Below are 17048 nucleotides of genomic sequence, written 5' to 3'. Positions count from 1 at the left end.
CGCTCAGGATGACGCGCTTTGCGCGTTTGAGCTTCGCTGTATCTCCACTTAGCAGTTGATGCCGGCATCCTTCAGGCACTGCTTCAGACCAGCCATGCTGATGCGGGTGGAGGATTCCTTGATTTCAGCCTGCGTGGTGCCGGGGCCGCTGTGCCAGTGGGTTTCCAGGCTGACGCCATAGCGGTAGCCGTCGCGCTTGAACGCCTTCAACTGACCAACCCAATCGACGAGGCCTTTGCCTACGGGCTCCCACTGGAAAGGGTGCTTCGCGTTATCAGCGTTCCGCGAGACGGACTTCACATGGCAATGGCCGATGCGCTTCTTGGGCAGGCCATTGTAGTCGTCGGGATAGGGGACGTCGCCTTCGAAGGAGCCGCTGTTGCCGGGATCCCAGTTGAGCATGAGCGACGGATTCGTTACACGGGACAGGGTCGCCGCTGCTTCCTTGCCGGAGCCTGTGTTGCAGGCCATTTCGTTCTCAAGGATGAGGATCATCTTCTGCTTGCCAGCAATGGTGGCTGCCTTATCCAACGCTGCGTCCATGTCCTTGCGGAAAGGAGCGGGATCTTCCAGACGCCAGAAGTCGAAGCAGCGGATGCGGTCTGTGCCGAAGTTTCTTGCAGCGGCGATGGCGGCTTCCAGCAGTTCAAACTGATCGGAAAGGTCCTTGGGAATTTTGTTGGGATCTTTGGTGCCGCCATCCTTCGAGAGCGGCGCGCCGGGGAAATTGCTCTTGAAGAGCGGGGTGCCTGCGTCCGTGACCTTCAGGTTGTACTTGGCGAGAATCTTCTTTGCGTCCGCGGTTTCCTGCTCGTTCAGCTTCGTGATGTTCTTGCCGTTCACATCGCGCACTTCAATCCACGACAGGCCGAAATCATTGGCGGCGATGTGGCAGGAATGTTCAAAGTCAGAACCGATTTCATCGGCGATGACCGCGAGACGGAAGGGACAATTCTTAGCCTCGGCGCGCAGCGTTGCGGCAAATAGAGCAAACGAGCCAGTCGCAACAAACTGGCGGCGATTGAGATGCATTGGTAGGACCTCCTGAAGGGACGCTGCCATATTAGCGCAAGCGTATGGCGACTTGCCGAAACAAGAAACGCCAATTCAGCGAACGTCTAACGCAACAATCTCCGCAGGGCCGGCGATGCCATCTTCCACGTTTGTGGTGAGTACGGCTTCAAAGTCATGATCACGGTTGGCGCGACCGATGCGGTTCTCCAGTTCGCGTACGCGGTCCGGGTTCGCAAGAAATTCACCCGCGGCGGCCGTTCCGCTCATACCGATTCCAGCCACAATGAGGCACACGTTACCCAGCGGTTCGCAGTGGACGCGCGCAATGATGGCGTAGTCGCGATTGACGGTGGTCATCTTGTCGCGCAGACGGATGCTCCACTGCTTGTTGGTGGGGTTCTGACGGTCGCGGATGTAATACGACTCCGCATCGCTACCGGCAAACCGATAGCGCAGGGGATCAATGAGCTTGAGGGTCCACTGGTTTGAGAGCCCACCGATGAAGATGGATGGACCTTCACGCAGTTCATTCAAATTGGTACCCAGGTTCAGCCGCACACGAACGGGCCGGTGCTGCCGCTCCACGACAGATTCCAGCTTCATCATGGCGATGACGTCGGAAAACACAACATTTTCACCGATGACCTGGTGATCGAAGAATGTGCCGGATTCGGGAAGCTTGGTGTCAGCCAGATCGAGCGCATGGGCAACGGCTTCTTCTGTGGTGTTTGCCCAGCCCGCACCTTTGCGTTGCGCGCTCATGGGCAGGCAGTACGTAATTGGACCGTCGGCTGCAAAGAACGGCCGCCATAGATCGTCCATGGGGGTACTGCGCATCCTGTACCAGCCTGCAAAGCCTGCCCCAGCGGCAAGGACAAGCACGCCCGCGAGCACAGGCCAAAGCCAATGCCGCCGCGACGAAGGGGGTGCAGCTGGGGTGTCCACAATGACAGGGACAACGGGCGGCTGCGCCGAATGCACTTCGGGAATCACTTCCGGCTCATGGTCGCGGCCGGGAAGAAATTCCGGGATATAAGAGCCGGGTGTGAGTTCAATCCGCAGCTCTGAAACGTGCGCGTCTTCGTGGTAATACTGCGCGATCCGTTTTCGAATCTCCGCGATGGTTACACGCACGATGGGATCGGAGGCGGTGTCATAGTCGCTGGGCCGTCCGAAGACATCAATACCCAGCGTGCGCTCTTTCAGTTGAGGGCCACGCCCCTCCAGCGTCTCTTCCACGATGTAACGGAGGAGCGTGGGGTACCGTTTGCTATTCCGGAAATGACTGGACTGCAGCAGACGTTCCAACTGCGCGCGGACACGGTCCTTCTCTTCAGAAGAGAGCGGCGAGATGGCATGAGGGGTGGGGGAACTGGCCATTAACTCTTTTCACTTCGAAACGTCGAGGGGAAGAATAGGCCTTTTATCCTGTCATTCGCAACCCTTAACCTCCTCTTAACCTTCCCTTTTGTCTCAAGCAGATACGGCGTTTTACGCCTCCGTTTATACCCGAAGGCACTGACCGGTTGTCTTCTTGCGTGCCTAGACTCCGTGGGTTGTTAAGAACCTCGTCTCCGCAGCAGCGAAATCTGTACGCCAAATCGCGTCTGCGGTCACCCCACGTAAGAGCCCACATGAAGGCAAAGGACAACTATGAACCGCAACAGCAGTAATTTCTGGATGAGCCGGTGGATGGCCCCCGCAAGCATTGCGCGGGCAGCCGTCGTACTTTCTGTATTAGGGGGTACTGGGCTGGCATACGCCCAGGTGACCACATCAGACATTATCGGCACCGTGACTGACGCGACAGGCGCCACTCTGCCGAATGCCACCGTGACGCTAAAGAGTCTTGCCACAAACCAAAGCCGCTCAGTAACGACCGACGCCAGCGGCAACTATACCTTTCCCCTGCTGCAGCCGGGACACTACAGCATTACCGTGACCAGCAATGGCTTTAAGTCGACCACCGTGGCCGACCTGGGCGTGGAAGCGGGTGACCGTGCCCGCTCGGACGTGAAGCTGCAACTGGGTGACGTGAACGAAACCGTGAGCGTGGAAGCGCAGACACCCCTACTGCAAAGCGAGAACGCCACGGTAAGCACCACCGTAACCTCACAAAGCGTGCAGGACCTGCCACTGAACGGTCGCAACTATGTTCAGTTGGTTCAGCTTGTGCCGGGAGCGAATGAAGGACCTGGCAACGGCCTGACCTCAGGGGCACGCCCGGATGATCGTCGGCAGAGCAGCTCCTTCAGCGTGAACGGTCAGGACGATACGCTGAACAACTTCATCATTGATGGCTTTGACAACAACGAACGCATCATCGGCACCAGCGGTGTGCGGCCGAACGTGGAAGGCATCCAGGAAATCAGCATTCAAACCAACAGCTATGCCCCTGAAGCCGGGCGCACGGCTGGTGGTGTGGTGAACATCGTCACCAAGAGCGGCTCAAACACCTTTCACGGCAGCGCGTATGAGTACTTCCGCAACGATATCTTCGATGCCCGCCAGGTACTGCAAACCACGGGCAGCAAGCCCGAGCTGCGGCAGAACCAGTTCGGCGCGTCCATCGGCGGCCGTATCTGGAGAGACAGGACGTTCTTCTTTGGCGACTATGAAGGTCTTCGGCAGGTGGTCGGTGTGACCTACCAGAGCACGGTGCCGACGATCGACGAGTACAACGCCATCAATGGAATTGGCGGTGCAACACCACAGCAACTGGTGACCAACGGCAATGGAACGGCGGGATACACAATCAACCCCATTGCGCTGAATTACCTTCGGCTGTTCCCTGCACCGACAAATTCCAGCCTGACGAACAATTACGTGATCAGCCCCAGCAAGACATCAAACAGCAACGTCTTCGATGTCCGTGTCGATCATCGCTTTAACCAGAACAATCTTTTCTTTGGCCGCTACACCTACAACAAGGTGAACAGCTTCATTCCACCGGCGCTGGGCACGGTAAACGGTCTGCAAATCTCGGGCGGACGGTATATCTTTGCCGGCCCCGCTACCAATGCAGCACAGATGTATGCATTCGATTACACGCACATCTTTAACCAGAACCTGCTGCTGGATCTGCGTGCGGGTTACACACGCATCAACAACCTGTCGTTGCCACTGAACTATGGCGCGAACGCGGATGACAAGGTGGGCTTTGGATCGAACATGAACTTCACGGCGCAGGCCAACGTTCTGACGCCGATCCAGTTCGGGCCATTCAGCGATATCGGTGACGGAGCGTACGTTCCGCTGCAGGACATCGACAACACCTTCCAATATTCGGGCACGTTGAACTGGACGAGGGGGAACCACAACCTGAAGTTTGGAGTCACCTATATCCGTCGCCAGGCACGCAACCTGCAGAGCGCATTCCCCGGCGGCCAGTACGGCTTCGGGCTCACGACAGATAACTGCGTCCCCGGCACCGGCTATAACAACACTGCCGGCGCCAGCGGATGCAACGCAACCGCAACCGCAAAGCAACGGCAGGATAACCAACTGGCCAGTTCGCTGGTGGGCGCGTTCACCTCATCCGGTCGCAACTACAACATCAACACGCCAGATTATCGTTCGTACGAACCCAGTGCCTTCATACAGGACAACTGGAAGGTCACGCCAAACCTGACGCTGATCTACGGTGTGCGGTATGACATCTTCACACCATTCACCGAAGCGCACGGCCACATTTCCAACTTTGACTTCACCCGTGCGCAGACACTCACCCCGAGCACCATCGGTTCGGCCCTGCTGGTACCGGGACAGAATGGTGTTGGCGGCACTGCAGGCATCAAGACGGACTACACCAACGTGGCGCCGCGCGTGGGCTTCTCCTTCTCTGCATTCCCCATGACGGTTGTCCGCGGCGGATATGGCATCAGCTACTTCCCGGGCAACTACACCTCAAACGCAAACCTGAAGAACGCTCCGTGGGTTTCTGTGTACGCTCCCACCTGCGTATCGACGCGCGCGTACCAAATCCAGACTGGCCCGGCGGGTATCGCACCGTCCGCTATCAATCCTGATTGCGCCACCGTTGGCGCAGTAGGCGACTTCTCCGCTGGCCTGCCACTGCCACAGCCGCAGACCATTAACAGCAACAGCCTGTCGTTCAATGCGGAAGACACCAACTTCCGCTCAGCGATGATTCAGCAATACAACCTGCAGGTGCAGCAGCAGTTTGGGGCCAACGTGCTGACGATTGGGTATGTGGGCAGCGTGGGACGCCATATGCCGCAGACCGTCAACGACATCAACCAGCCTCTGCCCGGCGACTCCGTTGCAAACCCGGCGTTGAACAGGCGGCCTCTGCAGGGCATTCTGCCGAACCTGGGACAGGTTGGCTACATGCTGAGCGAAGGCACCTTCAACTACAACGGCCTGCAGACGTCGTACCAGCGCCGCTTCGTGAAGGGCCTGGCCTTTGACGCGAACTATACATGGGCAAAGGCCATGAGCGACTACGTTGGCTTCTCACAGGAAGGCAACGAAGGCGCCTATAACGCTGATCCGCGCCGCATTGGGCAGATTGACTACGGCGTTGCGGAGAACGACATCCAGAACCGCTTTGCCTTGTCGCTGAACTATCAGTTCGCCGCAGGCCATGAGTTCCATGGCTTCAGCAAACTGGCGTTTGGCGGATGGCAGATGAACACCATCGCGGTGTGGCAATCCGGCAAGCCATTCTCCATCCTGAACGGTGGTGGCGGCGCCCTGGGTGCCTATCAGAACCGTGCCGTACCGCTAACCAATCCCGGAGCTGACCGGCCCAACCAAATCAAGGACGCTCGCCTGAGCCATCACACCATTGGTTCCAACGGGCTGTTCTTTGATCCCACAGCGTTTGTTCCACAGCCGCTGGGAACCATCGGAAACGTGCAGCGCAACTCGCTGTTCGGACCGCATTTCCGTCACGTGGATCTTTCACTGTTCAAGGATTTCCCTGTAACGGAACGCGTCAAGATGCAGTTCCGCGCGGAAGCCTTCAACATCTCCAACACGCCCAGCTACCAGATCACGCAGAACAGCGGCAATGTGCAGATTGGCAATCCGAACTTCGGTCAGGTGACGGCAGTGGATTCCAACTACACGCCGCGTCTGTATCAATTTGCGCTGAAGTTCAACTTTTAACCGCAGTACGGTTTCTTGATCCGTATTGGATAGCAAGAACACATAGAAGCAATGCCTCCAGCCGGACAGCCTTATCGCTGTCCGGCTTTTTTTGTTTGGAGGCAATGTAAGGATTTTGAATATGCAGGCGGACCTGTAAGCCGGATTCTGTCCACGCACCATCTTTGCTCTCGCTCGGACTTCTGCGCTGAACGATCATTCCTCTAGGCCGCGCATTACTGCGGGGCTCCAGCAACCTACCCGCGAGTCTGGCGCACCGGGCCGGCACGCATCACGCACGCGAACGTGCGATCTTCCCGCCTATTTGGTCTTGCTCCGTGTGGGGTTTACCATGCCGTCTGCATTACTGCCGACGCGGTGCGCTCTTACCGCACCTTTTCACCCTTACCGCGATTTCTCACGGCGGTATATTCTCTGTGGCACTGGCCGTCTCGTCGCCTTCAAGCGCCGATCCCGGGCGTTACCCGGCACACTGCCCCTTGGAGTCCGGACTTTCCTCCCCTGCTGCAACAAACGTGCGTGCAGCAGCAGCGATCGTTCGATCCACCTGCATTCACTTCAGTGTACGCTGCTTTTCGCTGATAAACGCTCTCGCTTATGTTCAGCGTGAGGTGGTTCTACTACCGGGCAAGGTCGATAGAAAGCGGGATTTCGCGATCCAGCTTGCGGTCGAATTTGCTCATCTCCTGCGTTTTGGAACGCTGGCCGCGGAAGGTGGCCCAAACGCGGTAATCGGCATCGGAACGCAGGTTGCGGAAGTGATAGGTTCCGCGTTCGTCTGTGACGTAGCTCTGGATGACGAGCGTGTCTTCCGCCTCAATCTGCACTACGGCGCCGCGCAGCGGTTCTCTTCCACCGTCGGTCACAGATCCGCTGACGCTGCGCAGGGGATTGCGTGTCATCTGGGCCGAAATTCTGGTGGCCCCGGCCAGGAATGTTGTCAGGATGAAGACAAAGAGGGCGACGCTACGCATGAGCCTGCGACGAGCAACGGGTTGAAAGGCCATGCAGCAACACCTCGACACCGGAACGTTGACTTAAAAGTATCGCGGCGATGCGGCAGCGGCGAAGACAGACTTACTCATGCAAGTGTGACGCGATTTGCAGGGTCAGGGGAACGTCGATCATGCGCCGTACCGTCCTCGGCAACAGAAATTCGGGAGGGTGGGGGCGTGTTTGGAAAATTTTTATTGCCCGAGGTTGCCGTTTTGGGCACCAGAAAGCCGTATGTCTGCACCAGAACAGGTGCAGGGTGCGATGAACGACACCTCTTGTAAATTCATGGACTCGCTCCGGCTATCCCCGTTCCCCTATAATCGTCTTTCAGTCATACGGGATTGCGGGCCGTGCGAAAGGGAGCCGCGGGCCGCCGTGTGTATCCGAGTTTCATGGGCAGTGAGGGTGTTGTTATCAAAACCGTAGAACAGGGCGTGGCAAACGTCCCAGAGCATCAGCCAAGACAAGAGCGGTTCTCCTCACTTCATCGTTTGATCGGAGTTGGTCGCGCCATCGGCAGCCGTGGAACCACCGGGCTGGCAGCCGCCGCAGTGTTGCTTTGCGGCACCGCGACATCAGGAATCGCCATGGCACAGGCAGCGCCCGCTCCTGCTGCATCTGCAGGCACGGGAGAAGTTCTGTGCGCACCGCAGGTGATCGGCAACCGGCGCTATCCCAAGGAATCGATCATTGCGCGTCTGTTCTCGCGCCAGGGTTCGCAGTATGACCCGGCGACGGTGGAGCGCGATTTCAATTCGCTGTGGAACTCCGGCTTCTTTGAGTCCGTGCAGATTGAAAAAGCCGAAGGCAATGGCTGCACCCAGCTGATTGTCTATGTGCGCGAAAAGCCCACCATTGGCGAAATCAATTACAAGGGCCTGAACGCGGTCACCGTCTCTGACGTGCTGGATCGCGACAAGAAGGCCAAGGTTGGCGTATCTGTCGAAAGCCAGTACGACCCAACCAAGATCAAGCGCAAGGAAGTTGTGCTGAAGCAGTTGCTGGCCGAGCACGGCCACCAGTTTGCTACCGTGCGCACGGAAGTAAAGACGATTCCGCCGGCACGTGTTGCGGTCACCTTCATTGTGAAGGAAGGCCCCACGGTGAAGGTGGGCAAGATCGGCTTCAAGGGCAACGAGCGCATCAACAGCCGCACACTGCGCGCGGCGATGAAGAACTCCAAGCCCATCGGCATTCCGCACTCCATCATCCTGGAAGACCTGTTCGCGCGCACGTTTGACGCGACCAAGCTGGATGAGGACGTGGAACGTGTCCGCATGGTGTACCGCGAGCGCGGCTACTTTAAGGTGCAGCCGGGCGAACCGCTGACCAAGGTACGCGACAGCGGCGGATTCAACATCTTCACGATGCATCCGACGCACGGCAAGCGCATTGACATTGAAGTTCCGCTGGAAGAAGGCTCGCGCTACAAGCTGGAAGCCATCAAGTTCACCGGTTACGACAAGACCGTTGTCAATGCAGCAGCGCTGCGTGCCCAGTTTGCGGAGAAGGATGGCGAGTATTTCAACGCCACACTCTTCGGCAAGGGTCTGGAAAACCTGCGTAAGGCATACGGATCGCTTGGCTTCATCAACATGGCCGCCGTTCCCACGCCGACCTTCGATGAGCAGAAGAAGACCATCACACTGACCATCGACATTGATGCCGGTAAGCGCTTCTACGTGTCGCGCATTGAGTTCAGCGGCAACACCATCACGCGTGACCGCGTGATCCGCCGCGAACTGATGCTGGAAGAAGGTCAGCAGTACAACAACCAGGCATGGGAAAACTCCATCCTGCGTTTGAACCAGCTGAACTACTTCGAAACACTGAAGGCCGACCAGGACAGCGAAACCCGTACCAACAACGACGAAGGCACTGTTGACCTGCTGCTAAAGCTGAAGGAGAAGGGTAAGAACTCCATCGGCTTGAACGGCGGTCTGTCCGGCCTGAGCGGTTCGTTCATCGGTTTGAACTACGAAACGAACAACTTCCTTGGTCTGGGTGAAACGCTCTCGGTCGTAGCAAACATCGGCGATCTGTCGCGTAACCTGACCTTCGGCTTTACGGAGCCGTACCTGCGTAACAAGCCAATCTCCGTCGGATTCCAGGTCTTCGCGCAGAAGTATGACTACAACCCGGCGAAGAGCTATGCCGCAGCGGGTGCAAGCCAGAACCTGAGCAACGCACAGCAATCGCTGCTGACGAACTACAACCAGTCCAGCACCGGTCTGACGCTGTCCGCGTCTACGCCGCTGCGCCATGTGTTCAAGCATGCGGTTGGCATCACGCGTGTGGGTGTTTCCTACGCGCTGACGCGGTCGAACATCACCACCTTCAACGAGAACACCCGCAACGTGTTTGAAACGCTGAACTATCGCAGCGGTCTGCAGACATCGAATGCGCTGGGTGGCATCATCTCGTCGGTCATTACGCCTTCGTTCACCTATTCCTCAGTGGATCGTGCGGCAGGTCCGCACTCTGGACGCGACTTCAACCTGGCTATCCAGGTGGCAGGCGCGGGCGGTAACGTGAAGTACTTCCAGCCTGTAGCGGCATTCCGCCAGTTCTACCCGATGAAGGGTCTCCGGATTAACCGCGAAGGCCACAATGTTCTGGGTATGCGCGCTCAGTTGTCGCATACAGAGGGCTTCGGCGGACAGGTAGCACCTCCGTTTAACCGTGTGTACGGTGGCGGTGAAAGCGATATCCGTGGCTTCGATGTCCGTTCTGCATCACCCTATGTGTTTATTCCGACCAAGGTGATGTTTAACCTGACGAATCCGGATGGTTCGACGGTTCCACGTGATCCTTCGAACAACACTCTGGGTAACGCGCAGATTCCGTTGCCAATCTACCGCCTGGCAACGGTGGGTGGCGATACGTCGTTCACGGGCAATATCGAATACCGTATCCCGATCGTTTCGCAGGTCACGTTCGCGTTCTTCACGGACTTCAACATGACCTTCAACGCGCTGCCGAGCCAGTTGCAGCAGAGCGTTCTGGGTGCGGCTTCGCTGAGCAGCCCGCTGTATGGCTGCAGCGACTTCGTCAACGGCGCCTGCACCGGCGGCAAGCAGCTGACGTTCCCCACGCGTCTGGGAACAGCGCCGGGAACGAACTACGTGCCGCGTATGTCGAACGGTGTGGAGTTGCAGGTGGTTCTGCCGATCGTGAATGCACCGTTCCGCCTGTTCTACGCGTATAACCCGCTGCGCCTGTATGAGACGCTGCCGCAGAAGCTGGCGGTGGATTCCACCACCTTTGCAGGCTTCTTCCCGAACACGGCAGCCGGTCGCTATACCTACGCACAGGCACTGCAGTTCTACGGTGCGGATTACATCCTGCGTGAACCGCGTAAGACACTCCGCTTGAGCGTCAGCACAACGTTCTAAAACAACAGAAACAAGACACCACAAAGGGGATGCGATGGTCGCATCCCCTTCGTTCTTGCTGTCGCAGAGAGATCGGACCGCGTGCTATCGTGATCGACGCCTCTTTCCGGGAGTCTTCTATGTCACTGAAGCATTTTGCGACGGCATGTGCTGTCGTCCTCTGCCTCTTCTTTTCTTGCAGCTTCGTGTTGGCACAGAATGCGCCGACCGTGAGAACAGCGCAGGGAGAAGCGAAAGGCAAATGGATTCGCAACGGTTCGCAGAAGGCATTTCTTGGACTTCCGTATGCAGCGCCTCCCGTGGGCGACCTGCGGTGGAAGGCACCGCAACCCCCGGTGCGCTGGAGCGGCGTGCGCGATGCGACGAAGTTTGGCGCTCGTTGCGAACAGTGGCACGTATGGGATGACTACATCTTTCAGGATGCAGGACCGTCAGAAGATTGCCTGTTTCTGAATGTGTACTCGCCCGCTAAGGCAAAGGCCACCAGCAAGCTGCCAGTGATGGTGTGGATCCACGGTGGAGGTTTCATTGCCGGTGCTGGATCTGAACCGCGGTACTCCGATTCGCCCCTGGTAGACCGCGGGGGCGTACTCGTCACCCTCAACTACCGGCTGGGTGTCTTTGGTTTTCTTGCGACGAGTGACCTGGCAAGGGAGAACGGTGGCCACGCTGGGAACTATGGCTTGATGGACATGGTGGCAGCCCTGCAGTGGGTGAGGGCCAACATTGGAGCGTTTGGTGGCGATGCCAACAATGTGACGATCTTTGGTGAGAGTGCGGGTTCGTTTGCTGTAAGTGCGCTGACTGTCGCGCCGAGCGCGCACGGTCTATTTCACAAACTGATTGGCGAGAGTGGCGCGCTGTTTAACGGTGCCATCCCCATGGGAACCATGGATCAACGCGGCAAGCACGATCAGGCATGGGCAGATGCAACGGGAGCGAAAACTCTTGCGGAGCTTCGCGCCATGCCGGCAGACAAAGTTCTGGACGCTGTCAAAAACAGTAAGGGTGCGGGCTTCTCTCCTGTGCAGGATGGGGTGTTCCTTCCGGAGTCTCTGCAGGACGCCTATGCTGCGGGCCATCAGGCGCATGTGCCTGCCATCATTGGCTGGAATCACGATGAACGCACGGGCACTGTAAGCAAGGACATGACTGCAGCAAAGTGGAAGGCCTATGCGAAGGAACACTATGGCACGCGTGCAGATGAATTTCTGAAAGCCTTCCCCGGCAATACCGACGAACAGGCCGTGCGTTCTGCCGATGATCTGACGACGGCACAGTTTATTGCGCTGGCGCCCTGGAAGTGGGCAGAGGCGGATGTGGCAACCGGCAAGGTGCCCGTCTACCGCTATCGCTTTGATCAGCTCTCGCCGACTGAGCGGCTTCATCCGCTGCCGAGAGCCTTCCATTCCGCCGAATTGGAATACGTGTTCGGAACGCTGGATGTACGGCAGGGCGCAACGTGGACGCCCGAAGCACACACGCTCAGCACGCAGATGATGGACTACTGGACGAACTTTGCCAAGACAGGCGATCCCAATGGAGCCGGTTTGCCGAAGTGGCCTCGGTATGACAAGGAGAAGGCTGTCATTCATCTCGACAGCACGATTACCGCCGGTCCAGATGCCACTCGCGCAGAGTTTGAATTTCTGACGAGCGCGGAAGCGAAGCACTGAAACAGTGTTCTACAAAGCAAAAGGGATGCGATGATCGCATCCCTTTTTTGCATGTGGTGTTTGTTAGGCTGCGCGGCCTGCATCCAGCGCGGTGAGAAGTGCGTCGCTGAACTCGTCCAGTGTCTTTTGCGACATGGACGTGTTGTTCAGTACAACGACCGTTCCTTTGCCATCCAAACGATGGCCTAACACCGAGCGATAGCCGGAGGTATTGCCCGTGTCCCATGCGGCTTTCACCTTCTGCGAACCGATGGCGACCTCGCGAATGCGACCTCCCAAGGCATAACCTGCCGAAGGCACAAGGATGGTGGTGAGCGCCTGCAGCGACGACGGCGCAAGGAACGGTGTGCCAAAGATGCGTTGCGCGGCACGCATCAGGTCTGGTGCATTGCTGTAATAGCCACCGGCTGCAGCCACATAAAGCTGCCGTTGTGCTGGCTTGCGCATGTACGGCGCTGCATCCGTGTAAGGGACAGCGACCTTGTTATCCGGACGCGATGTTGTTGCGGTGAGACCCAACGGCGTCAGCGTTGTGTTTCGCACCACGGTCTCAAAGTCTCTGCCTGCGACGGCTTCGACGATAGCCAACACGACGATCCAGTTGGAGAGCGAATAGTCGAAGCGCTCGCCGGGAGCAAAGATCAGATCGCCTTCTGCATACCGCTTCACCGCTTCTGCCGTTGGTAAAGGCTGATCCATGATGGTGGGATCGGCCTTCCATGCAGGTGAAAACTGGTTTGGCAGGCCACTGTCGTTGGCCAGTAGATGACGCAGTGTCAGGCGGCTGCCGGTGTCTTTGCGATAGTTCGGAAGATATGTAGTGATGGGTTGGTCCAATGACAACAAGCCGCGCTCTACCAGCTTCAATACGGTTACAGCCGTCAACATTTTTGAAATTGAGGCGATGCCAAAGACCGTGTCGATCTTCATCGGTGTCTTCGCTTCCATGTCTGCGAAGCCGATGGTGCGCGAGAAGGCAATTTTGCCGTCACGGGCCAGCGCCACCACGCCCTGAAAGTTGTGCTGGCGCACATAATCGTCAATTACCGCGGATGCGGTGGACGCTTGCGCACAGAGCAGGCGAGGCGCAATGGTAGCTGACAACGCGCCTACGCCAAGCTGGCGAAGAAAATGGCGGCGAGTCGGAATGGAGAGAGCGTTCATACTGCTCTATACGCATTCCGGCTCGTCGCCGATGGTGATTTAGTCCAGCAAAGACGCCGGAGTTTAACGATTGACCAGCGCCTGGAAGCTGGCGGGGTAGCGGTCGCCCTGAACGTCGATAGCGGCGAGTGCGCTCTCAATCTGGCTGAGATCGGCTGTGGTGAGTTCTACGCTGGCTGCGCCCAGATTTTCCTGCAGCCGCGAAATCTTCGTGGTGCCAGGAATGGGGACGATCCAGGGCTTCTGCGCCAGCAGCCAAGCCAGAGCGATCTGCGCGCGGGTGACGCCCTTTTCGTCAGCAAGCGTACCCAACGTGTCCACAAGCTTTTGATTGGCCTTGCGGTTTTCTTCGCTGAAGCGTGGAACGATCTTGCGGAAGTCGCCGTCTGGGAACTGTTGTTCCTGCGAGATGGCTCCGGTGAGGAAGCCCTTGCCCAGCGGGCTGAAGGGCACAAAGCCGATGCCGAGTTCTTCCAGTGTGGGCAGGATTTCTTTCTCCGGCTCGCGCCACCACAGGGAGTATTCGCTCTGCAACGCTGTGACCGGTTGCACGGCGTGTGCCTTGCGGATGACGGCAGCGCCCGCCTCAGACATGCCGAAGTGCAGCACTTTGCCTGTGGCGATGAGCTCTTTCACTGTGCCTGCAACGTCTTCGATGGGAACGTTGGGGTCAACGCGATGCTGATAAAGCAGATCAATGCGGTCTGTACGAAGACGCTTCAGTGCCGCATCGACGTATGCGCGGATGTTCTCTGGTCGGCTATCCGTTCCGGCCGTGGAGACGCCGCCCTTGAAGCCGAATTTGCTGGCGATGACGACCTTGTCGCGGACGGATTCAAGAGCTTCGCCCACGAGTTCTTCATTGGCGAATGGTCCATAGGCTTCTGCTGTATCGAAGAAAGTGACGCCGCTGTCATACGCCGTGCGCAGGACATGGATGGCTTCTTTCTTGTCAGTTGCCGGGCCAAGACCGAAGCTGAGGCCCATGCAGCCGTAGCCTAGCGCCGAGACCTGCAGGTTGTTACCAAGTGTGCGTGTTTGCATGAAGGGACTCCGTGTTCGCGGTAGAGGGTTAGATGTGTTTCGGTTCGGCCGCGCCGCCTTGCGGCGAACCCATGAACTGATGCTAGGCCTGTGAAGTTATGAGATAAATAGGGTAAATATGGATAGACTTATGCTGAATATTCATGAATCATGCCGGATGAATTAAACGATCTCGCAGCCTTTGCGGCAGTGGCCGAAGAACGAAGCTTTACGCTGGCGGCGGCTCGGCTCGGCGTTTCGCAATCGGCCCTGAGCCACCGCATGCGTGGGCTGGAGCAGAGACTGGGTGTGCAGTTGCTGGCGAGGACGACACGCAGCGTGTCGACCACCGCTGCAGGAGCGGCGCTGCTGCAGGAGTTGGCTCCAGCGCTGGAACGCATTGAGCAGTCGCTGATGAAGGCGCGGCGGCAACAGCAGCGGCCTGCGGGGCGGATTCGGCTGGTGTTGTCACGCACTGCGGCGCACCTGGTGTTGATGCCGAAGCTGCGCGCATTTGTGCAGGCGTATCCAGAGATTGTGCTGGACATCACCACATCGAACGATCCCGTGGACCTGGTGGCGGGCGAGTATGACGCAGGCATACAGATTGGCGAGTTCATTCAGCGCGACATGATTGCCGTGCGCGTTACGGACGACATGCGGCTAGCGGTAGTTGGATCCGCGGAGTACTTCGAGAGCCATCCTCTGCCGCGCACGCCTCGGGACTTAAAAGACCACGTCTGCCTTGGCTTTCGGTTTCGCAGTGGTATCTATCGTTGGGAGTTTGAGAAGGGACGACGTGCGCTTACGGTGCAACCACAAGGACCGCTGGTATTTGACGAGCCAGACATGTTGATCCAGGCGGTGGAAGCCGGCGTGGGCATTGGTATGGCGATGGAAGCGACCGTGCAGGAACGCATTACCAGCGGCGCGCTGGTGCAGGTATTGCGCGACTGGTGCCCGGTGTTTCCCGGTTTCTTTTTGTATTATCCCAGCCGTCGCCATCAGCCTGCGGCGCTGGCGGCGTTGATCCGCAGCCTTCGCATGTCTGCGTAGATCGCGCTTTATTCTTTGCCGTCGCGGAAATACGTGAACAGTGTGTTCAGTGCCTCTGATTTTGTGGGGTGCGCAAAGATGCCGTCGCGCAACGCTGTGTACGGCATGCCGCCCATCATGGCGATCTGCAACTGCGCGGCGACTTCTCCACCATCCACGCCGAGGATTGTTGCGCCGAGAATCAGCTTCGTTTGCGGATCGACGAGCGCCTTCATCATGCCGCGTGGTTCGTCCATTTCAAGCGCACGCGCCATCCACTTCATGGGGATGGAGGCCACGCGCACTTCTCTGCCCTGCTTCTTCGCATCGGTTTCGTTCAGGCCGAAGCGCGCGAGTTCTGGGTCAGTGAACATGCAATAGGTAAGCAAACGATCTTTGATGGAAGCATTGCCGCCTTGCAGCAGATTGGTGCGCAGGATGCGGAAGTCGTCATAGGAAATATGCGTGAACGCGGGGCCACCTTTGACGTCACCCATGGCCCAGATGTTTTTTGCGGATGTCTCCAGACGGTCGTTCACTTCAATGTGACCGGACTTATTCTGCTTCACGCCGACGCGCTCCAGGTGCAGCGGCTCGACATTTGGTGTACGACCGGTGGCAACGAGAAGGTGCGTTCCTTGCAGCGTGACGGGGCCATCGTCAGTGGAGAGTTCCAGAGTAATGTCGTCTGCCGATCCGGAAGCACGCGTGATGGCAGAGCAGGTGAGGATCTGAAGGCCGTCTTCCGTGAGGATGTCGCGAAGGCATTTGGCAATGTCTTCGTCCTCATGCTGTGCGATGCGTTCGCCGCGTTCGATGACCGTGACCTGAGAGCCGAAGCGAAGGTACATCTGCGCAAACTCAAGCGCGATATAACCCGCACCCAGCACCAGCAGATGTTGCGGCACCTCTTTCAGCTCAAGCATGGAGGTGCTGTCGAGGATGGGCAGGCTGGTGAGGCCTTCCACATTGTCAGGAATATGTGGACGCTCGCCGGTGTTCAGGAAGACACGGCTGGCCGTGATGGTTTCTGCACCGCCTTCATTTAGGGCAACGTCGATGCGATACGTGCCATCGCCGGGTTGCTGTTGTGAGAACGAGGCCTGCCCCATGAGTAGCGTACTGTTTTCGGTAGTCTCCAGTGACTTTGCAATGTTGTTGCGCGAAGCCATCAGGATGGCCTGCTTGCGCTCGTAGACCTTTTCAAGATCCATGGTGATGTTGCCGGTGTGGACTCCGAAGTCCGCACCACGGCGCGCGAGATAGGCGACACGCGCGGAGGCATCAACGGTCTTGGAAGGTGTGCAGCCATCGTTGACGCAGGTACCACCGGGATAGCGGCGCTCAATGACCGCGGTCTGCCAGCCATATTTTGCCGTGGCCTTTGCGAATGGGTTGCCGCCCTGCCCGGAACCGATGATCACCGCATCAAAATGCCGCTCTGCCATGTGTGGAGTTCTCCCGCGTATTTGGATGCAGGATACGCCGTGACTGCTTGCGGCAGTGAGTAGGACATGAGTTTTTTCTTAGACACGAAGCGGGTCATCCTTGTCCACGCGAAGCCTGTACGAAACGAAGTTCGTCATCCTGAGCGAAGCCGAAGGACCTGCAT

10 protein-coding genes and 1 other RNA gene are annotated in these 17048 nt (G+C 57.9%); 4 read left to right on the top strand and 7 right to left on the bottom strand.

All coding sequences use genetic code 11. The annotated features are described in order from the left end of the window. Positions 1-48: 48 nt before the first annotated feature. Both JAO32_RS19115 and JAO32_RS19110 read right to left on the bottom strand, forming a co-directional pair. Positions 49-1032, bottom strand: coding sequence for a sugar phosphate isomerase/epimerase family protein (locus JAO32_RS19115; protein ID WP_334243383.1), 984 nt, complete (start codon positions 1030-1032; stop codon positions 49-51). 75 nt (positions 1033-1107) lie between these two features. After that, positions 1108-2394: a hypothetical protein gene (locus JAO32_RS19110; protein ID WP_334243380.1), complete on the bottom strand. Its 1287-nt coding sequence runs from the start codon at positions 2392-2394 to the stop codon at positions 1108-1110. A 300-nt stretch (positions 2395-2694) separates the two neighbouring features. On the opposite strand from JAO32_RS19110, the gene JAO32_RS19105 reads away from it, so the two are divergent. Further along, the gene (locus JAO32_RS19105) at positions 2695-6147 is read left to right on the top strand and encodes a TonB-dependent receptor (protein ID WP_334243378.1); all 3453 of its coding nucleotides are present in this window, start codon (positions 2695-2697) and stop codon (positions 6145-6147) included. 120 nt (positions 6148-6267) lie between these two features. On the opposite strand, the gene rnpB is transcribed toward JAO32_RS19105, so the two are convergent. Together rnpB and JAO32_RS19095 are read right to left on the bottom strand one after the other, a co-directional pair. Then, an RNA gene (gene rnpB, locus JAO32_RS19100) (RNase P RNA component class A) lies at positions 6268-6697 on the bottom strand. 70 nt (positions 6698-6767) lie between these two features. After that, on the bottom strand, positions 6768-7154 hold the full coding sequence (locus JAO32_RS19095; protein WP_334243376.1) for a carboxypeptidase-like regulatory domain-containing protein: 387 nt from the start codon (positions 7152-7154) through the stop codon (positions 6768-6770). Positions 7155-7730: 576 nt separating this feature from the next. Between JAO32_RS19095 and bamA the strand changes: the two genes are divergently transcribed. Both bamA and JAO32_RS19085 read left to right on the top strand, forming a co-directional pair. After that, a complete protein-coding gene (gene bamA, locus JAO32_RS19090) occupies positions 7731-10538 on the top strand; it encodes an outer membrane protein assembly factor BamA (RefSeq protein ID WP_334243384.1) in 2808 nt (935 codons plus the stop codon). Positions 10539-10657: 119 nt separating this feature from the next. Continuing rightward, positions 10658-12214, top strand: a complete 1557-nt coding sequence (locus JAO32_RS19085) for a carboxylesterase/lipase family protein (RefSeq protein WP_334243374.1) — start codon at positions 10658-10660, stop codon at positions 12212-12214. A 63-nt stretch (positions 12215-12277) separates the two neighbouring features. Here JAO32_RS19085 and JAO32_RS19080 read toward each other — a convergent pair whose 3' ends face one another. Beyond that, positions 12278-13378: a serine hydrolase domain-containing protein gene (locus JAO32_RS19080; protein WP_334243372.1), complete on the bottom strand. Its 1101-nt coding sequence runs from the start codon at positions 13376-13378 to the stop codon at positions 12278-12280. 63 nt (positions 13379-13441) lie between these two features. After that, the gene (locus JAO32_RS19075) at positions 13442-14422 is read right to left on the bottom strand and encodes an aldo/keto reductase (RefSeq protein ID WP_334243368.1); all 981 of its coding nucleotides are present in this window, start codon (positions 14420-14422) and stop codon (positions 13442-13444) included. Between the two features lie 150 nt (positions 14423-14572). Here JAO32_RS19075 and JAO32_RS19070 point away from each other — a divergent pair, with 150 nt between their 5' ends. Next, positions 14573-15457, top strand: coding sequence for a LysR family transcriptional regulator (locus JAO32_RS19070; protein ID WP_334243367.1), 885 nt, complete (start codon positions 14573-14575; stop codon positions 15455-15457). 8 nt (positions 15458-15465) lie between these two features. Here the strand turns inward: JAO32_RS19070 and JAO32_RS19065 are convergent, their stop codons facing one another. Then, positions 15466-16884 (bottom strand): mercuric reductase, encoded by a 1419-nt coding sequence (locus JAO32_RS19065; protein WP_334243365.1) that lies wholly within the window; start codon positions 16882-16884, stop codon positions 15466-15468. Positions 16885-17048 lie beyond the last annotated feature (164 nt).

The sequence above is a fragment of the Terriglobus sp. ADX1 genome (assembly GCF_036877645.1).
In the GTDB taxonomy this organism is placed as follows: domain Bacteria; phylum Acidobacteriota; class Terriglobia; order Terriglobales; family Acidobacteriaceae; genus Terriglobus.
The sequence above is the reverse complement of the archived record's forward strand: the minus strand, read 5'-3'. Positions and strand labels throughout refer to the sequence as shown.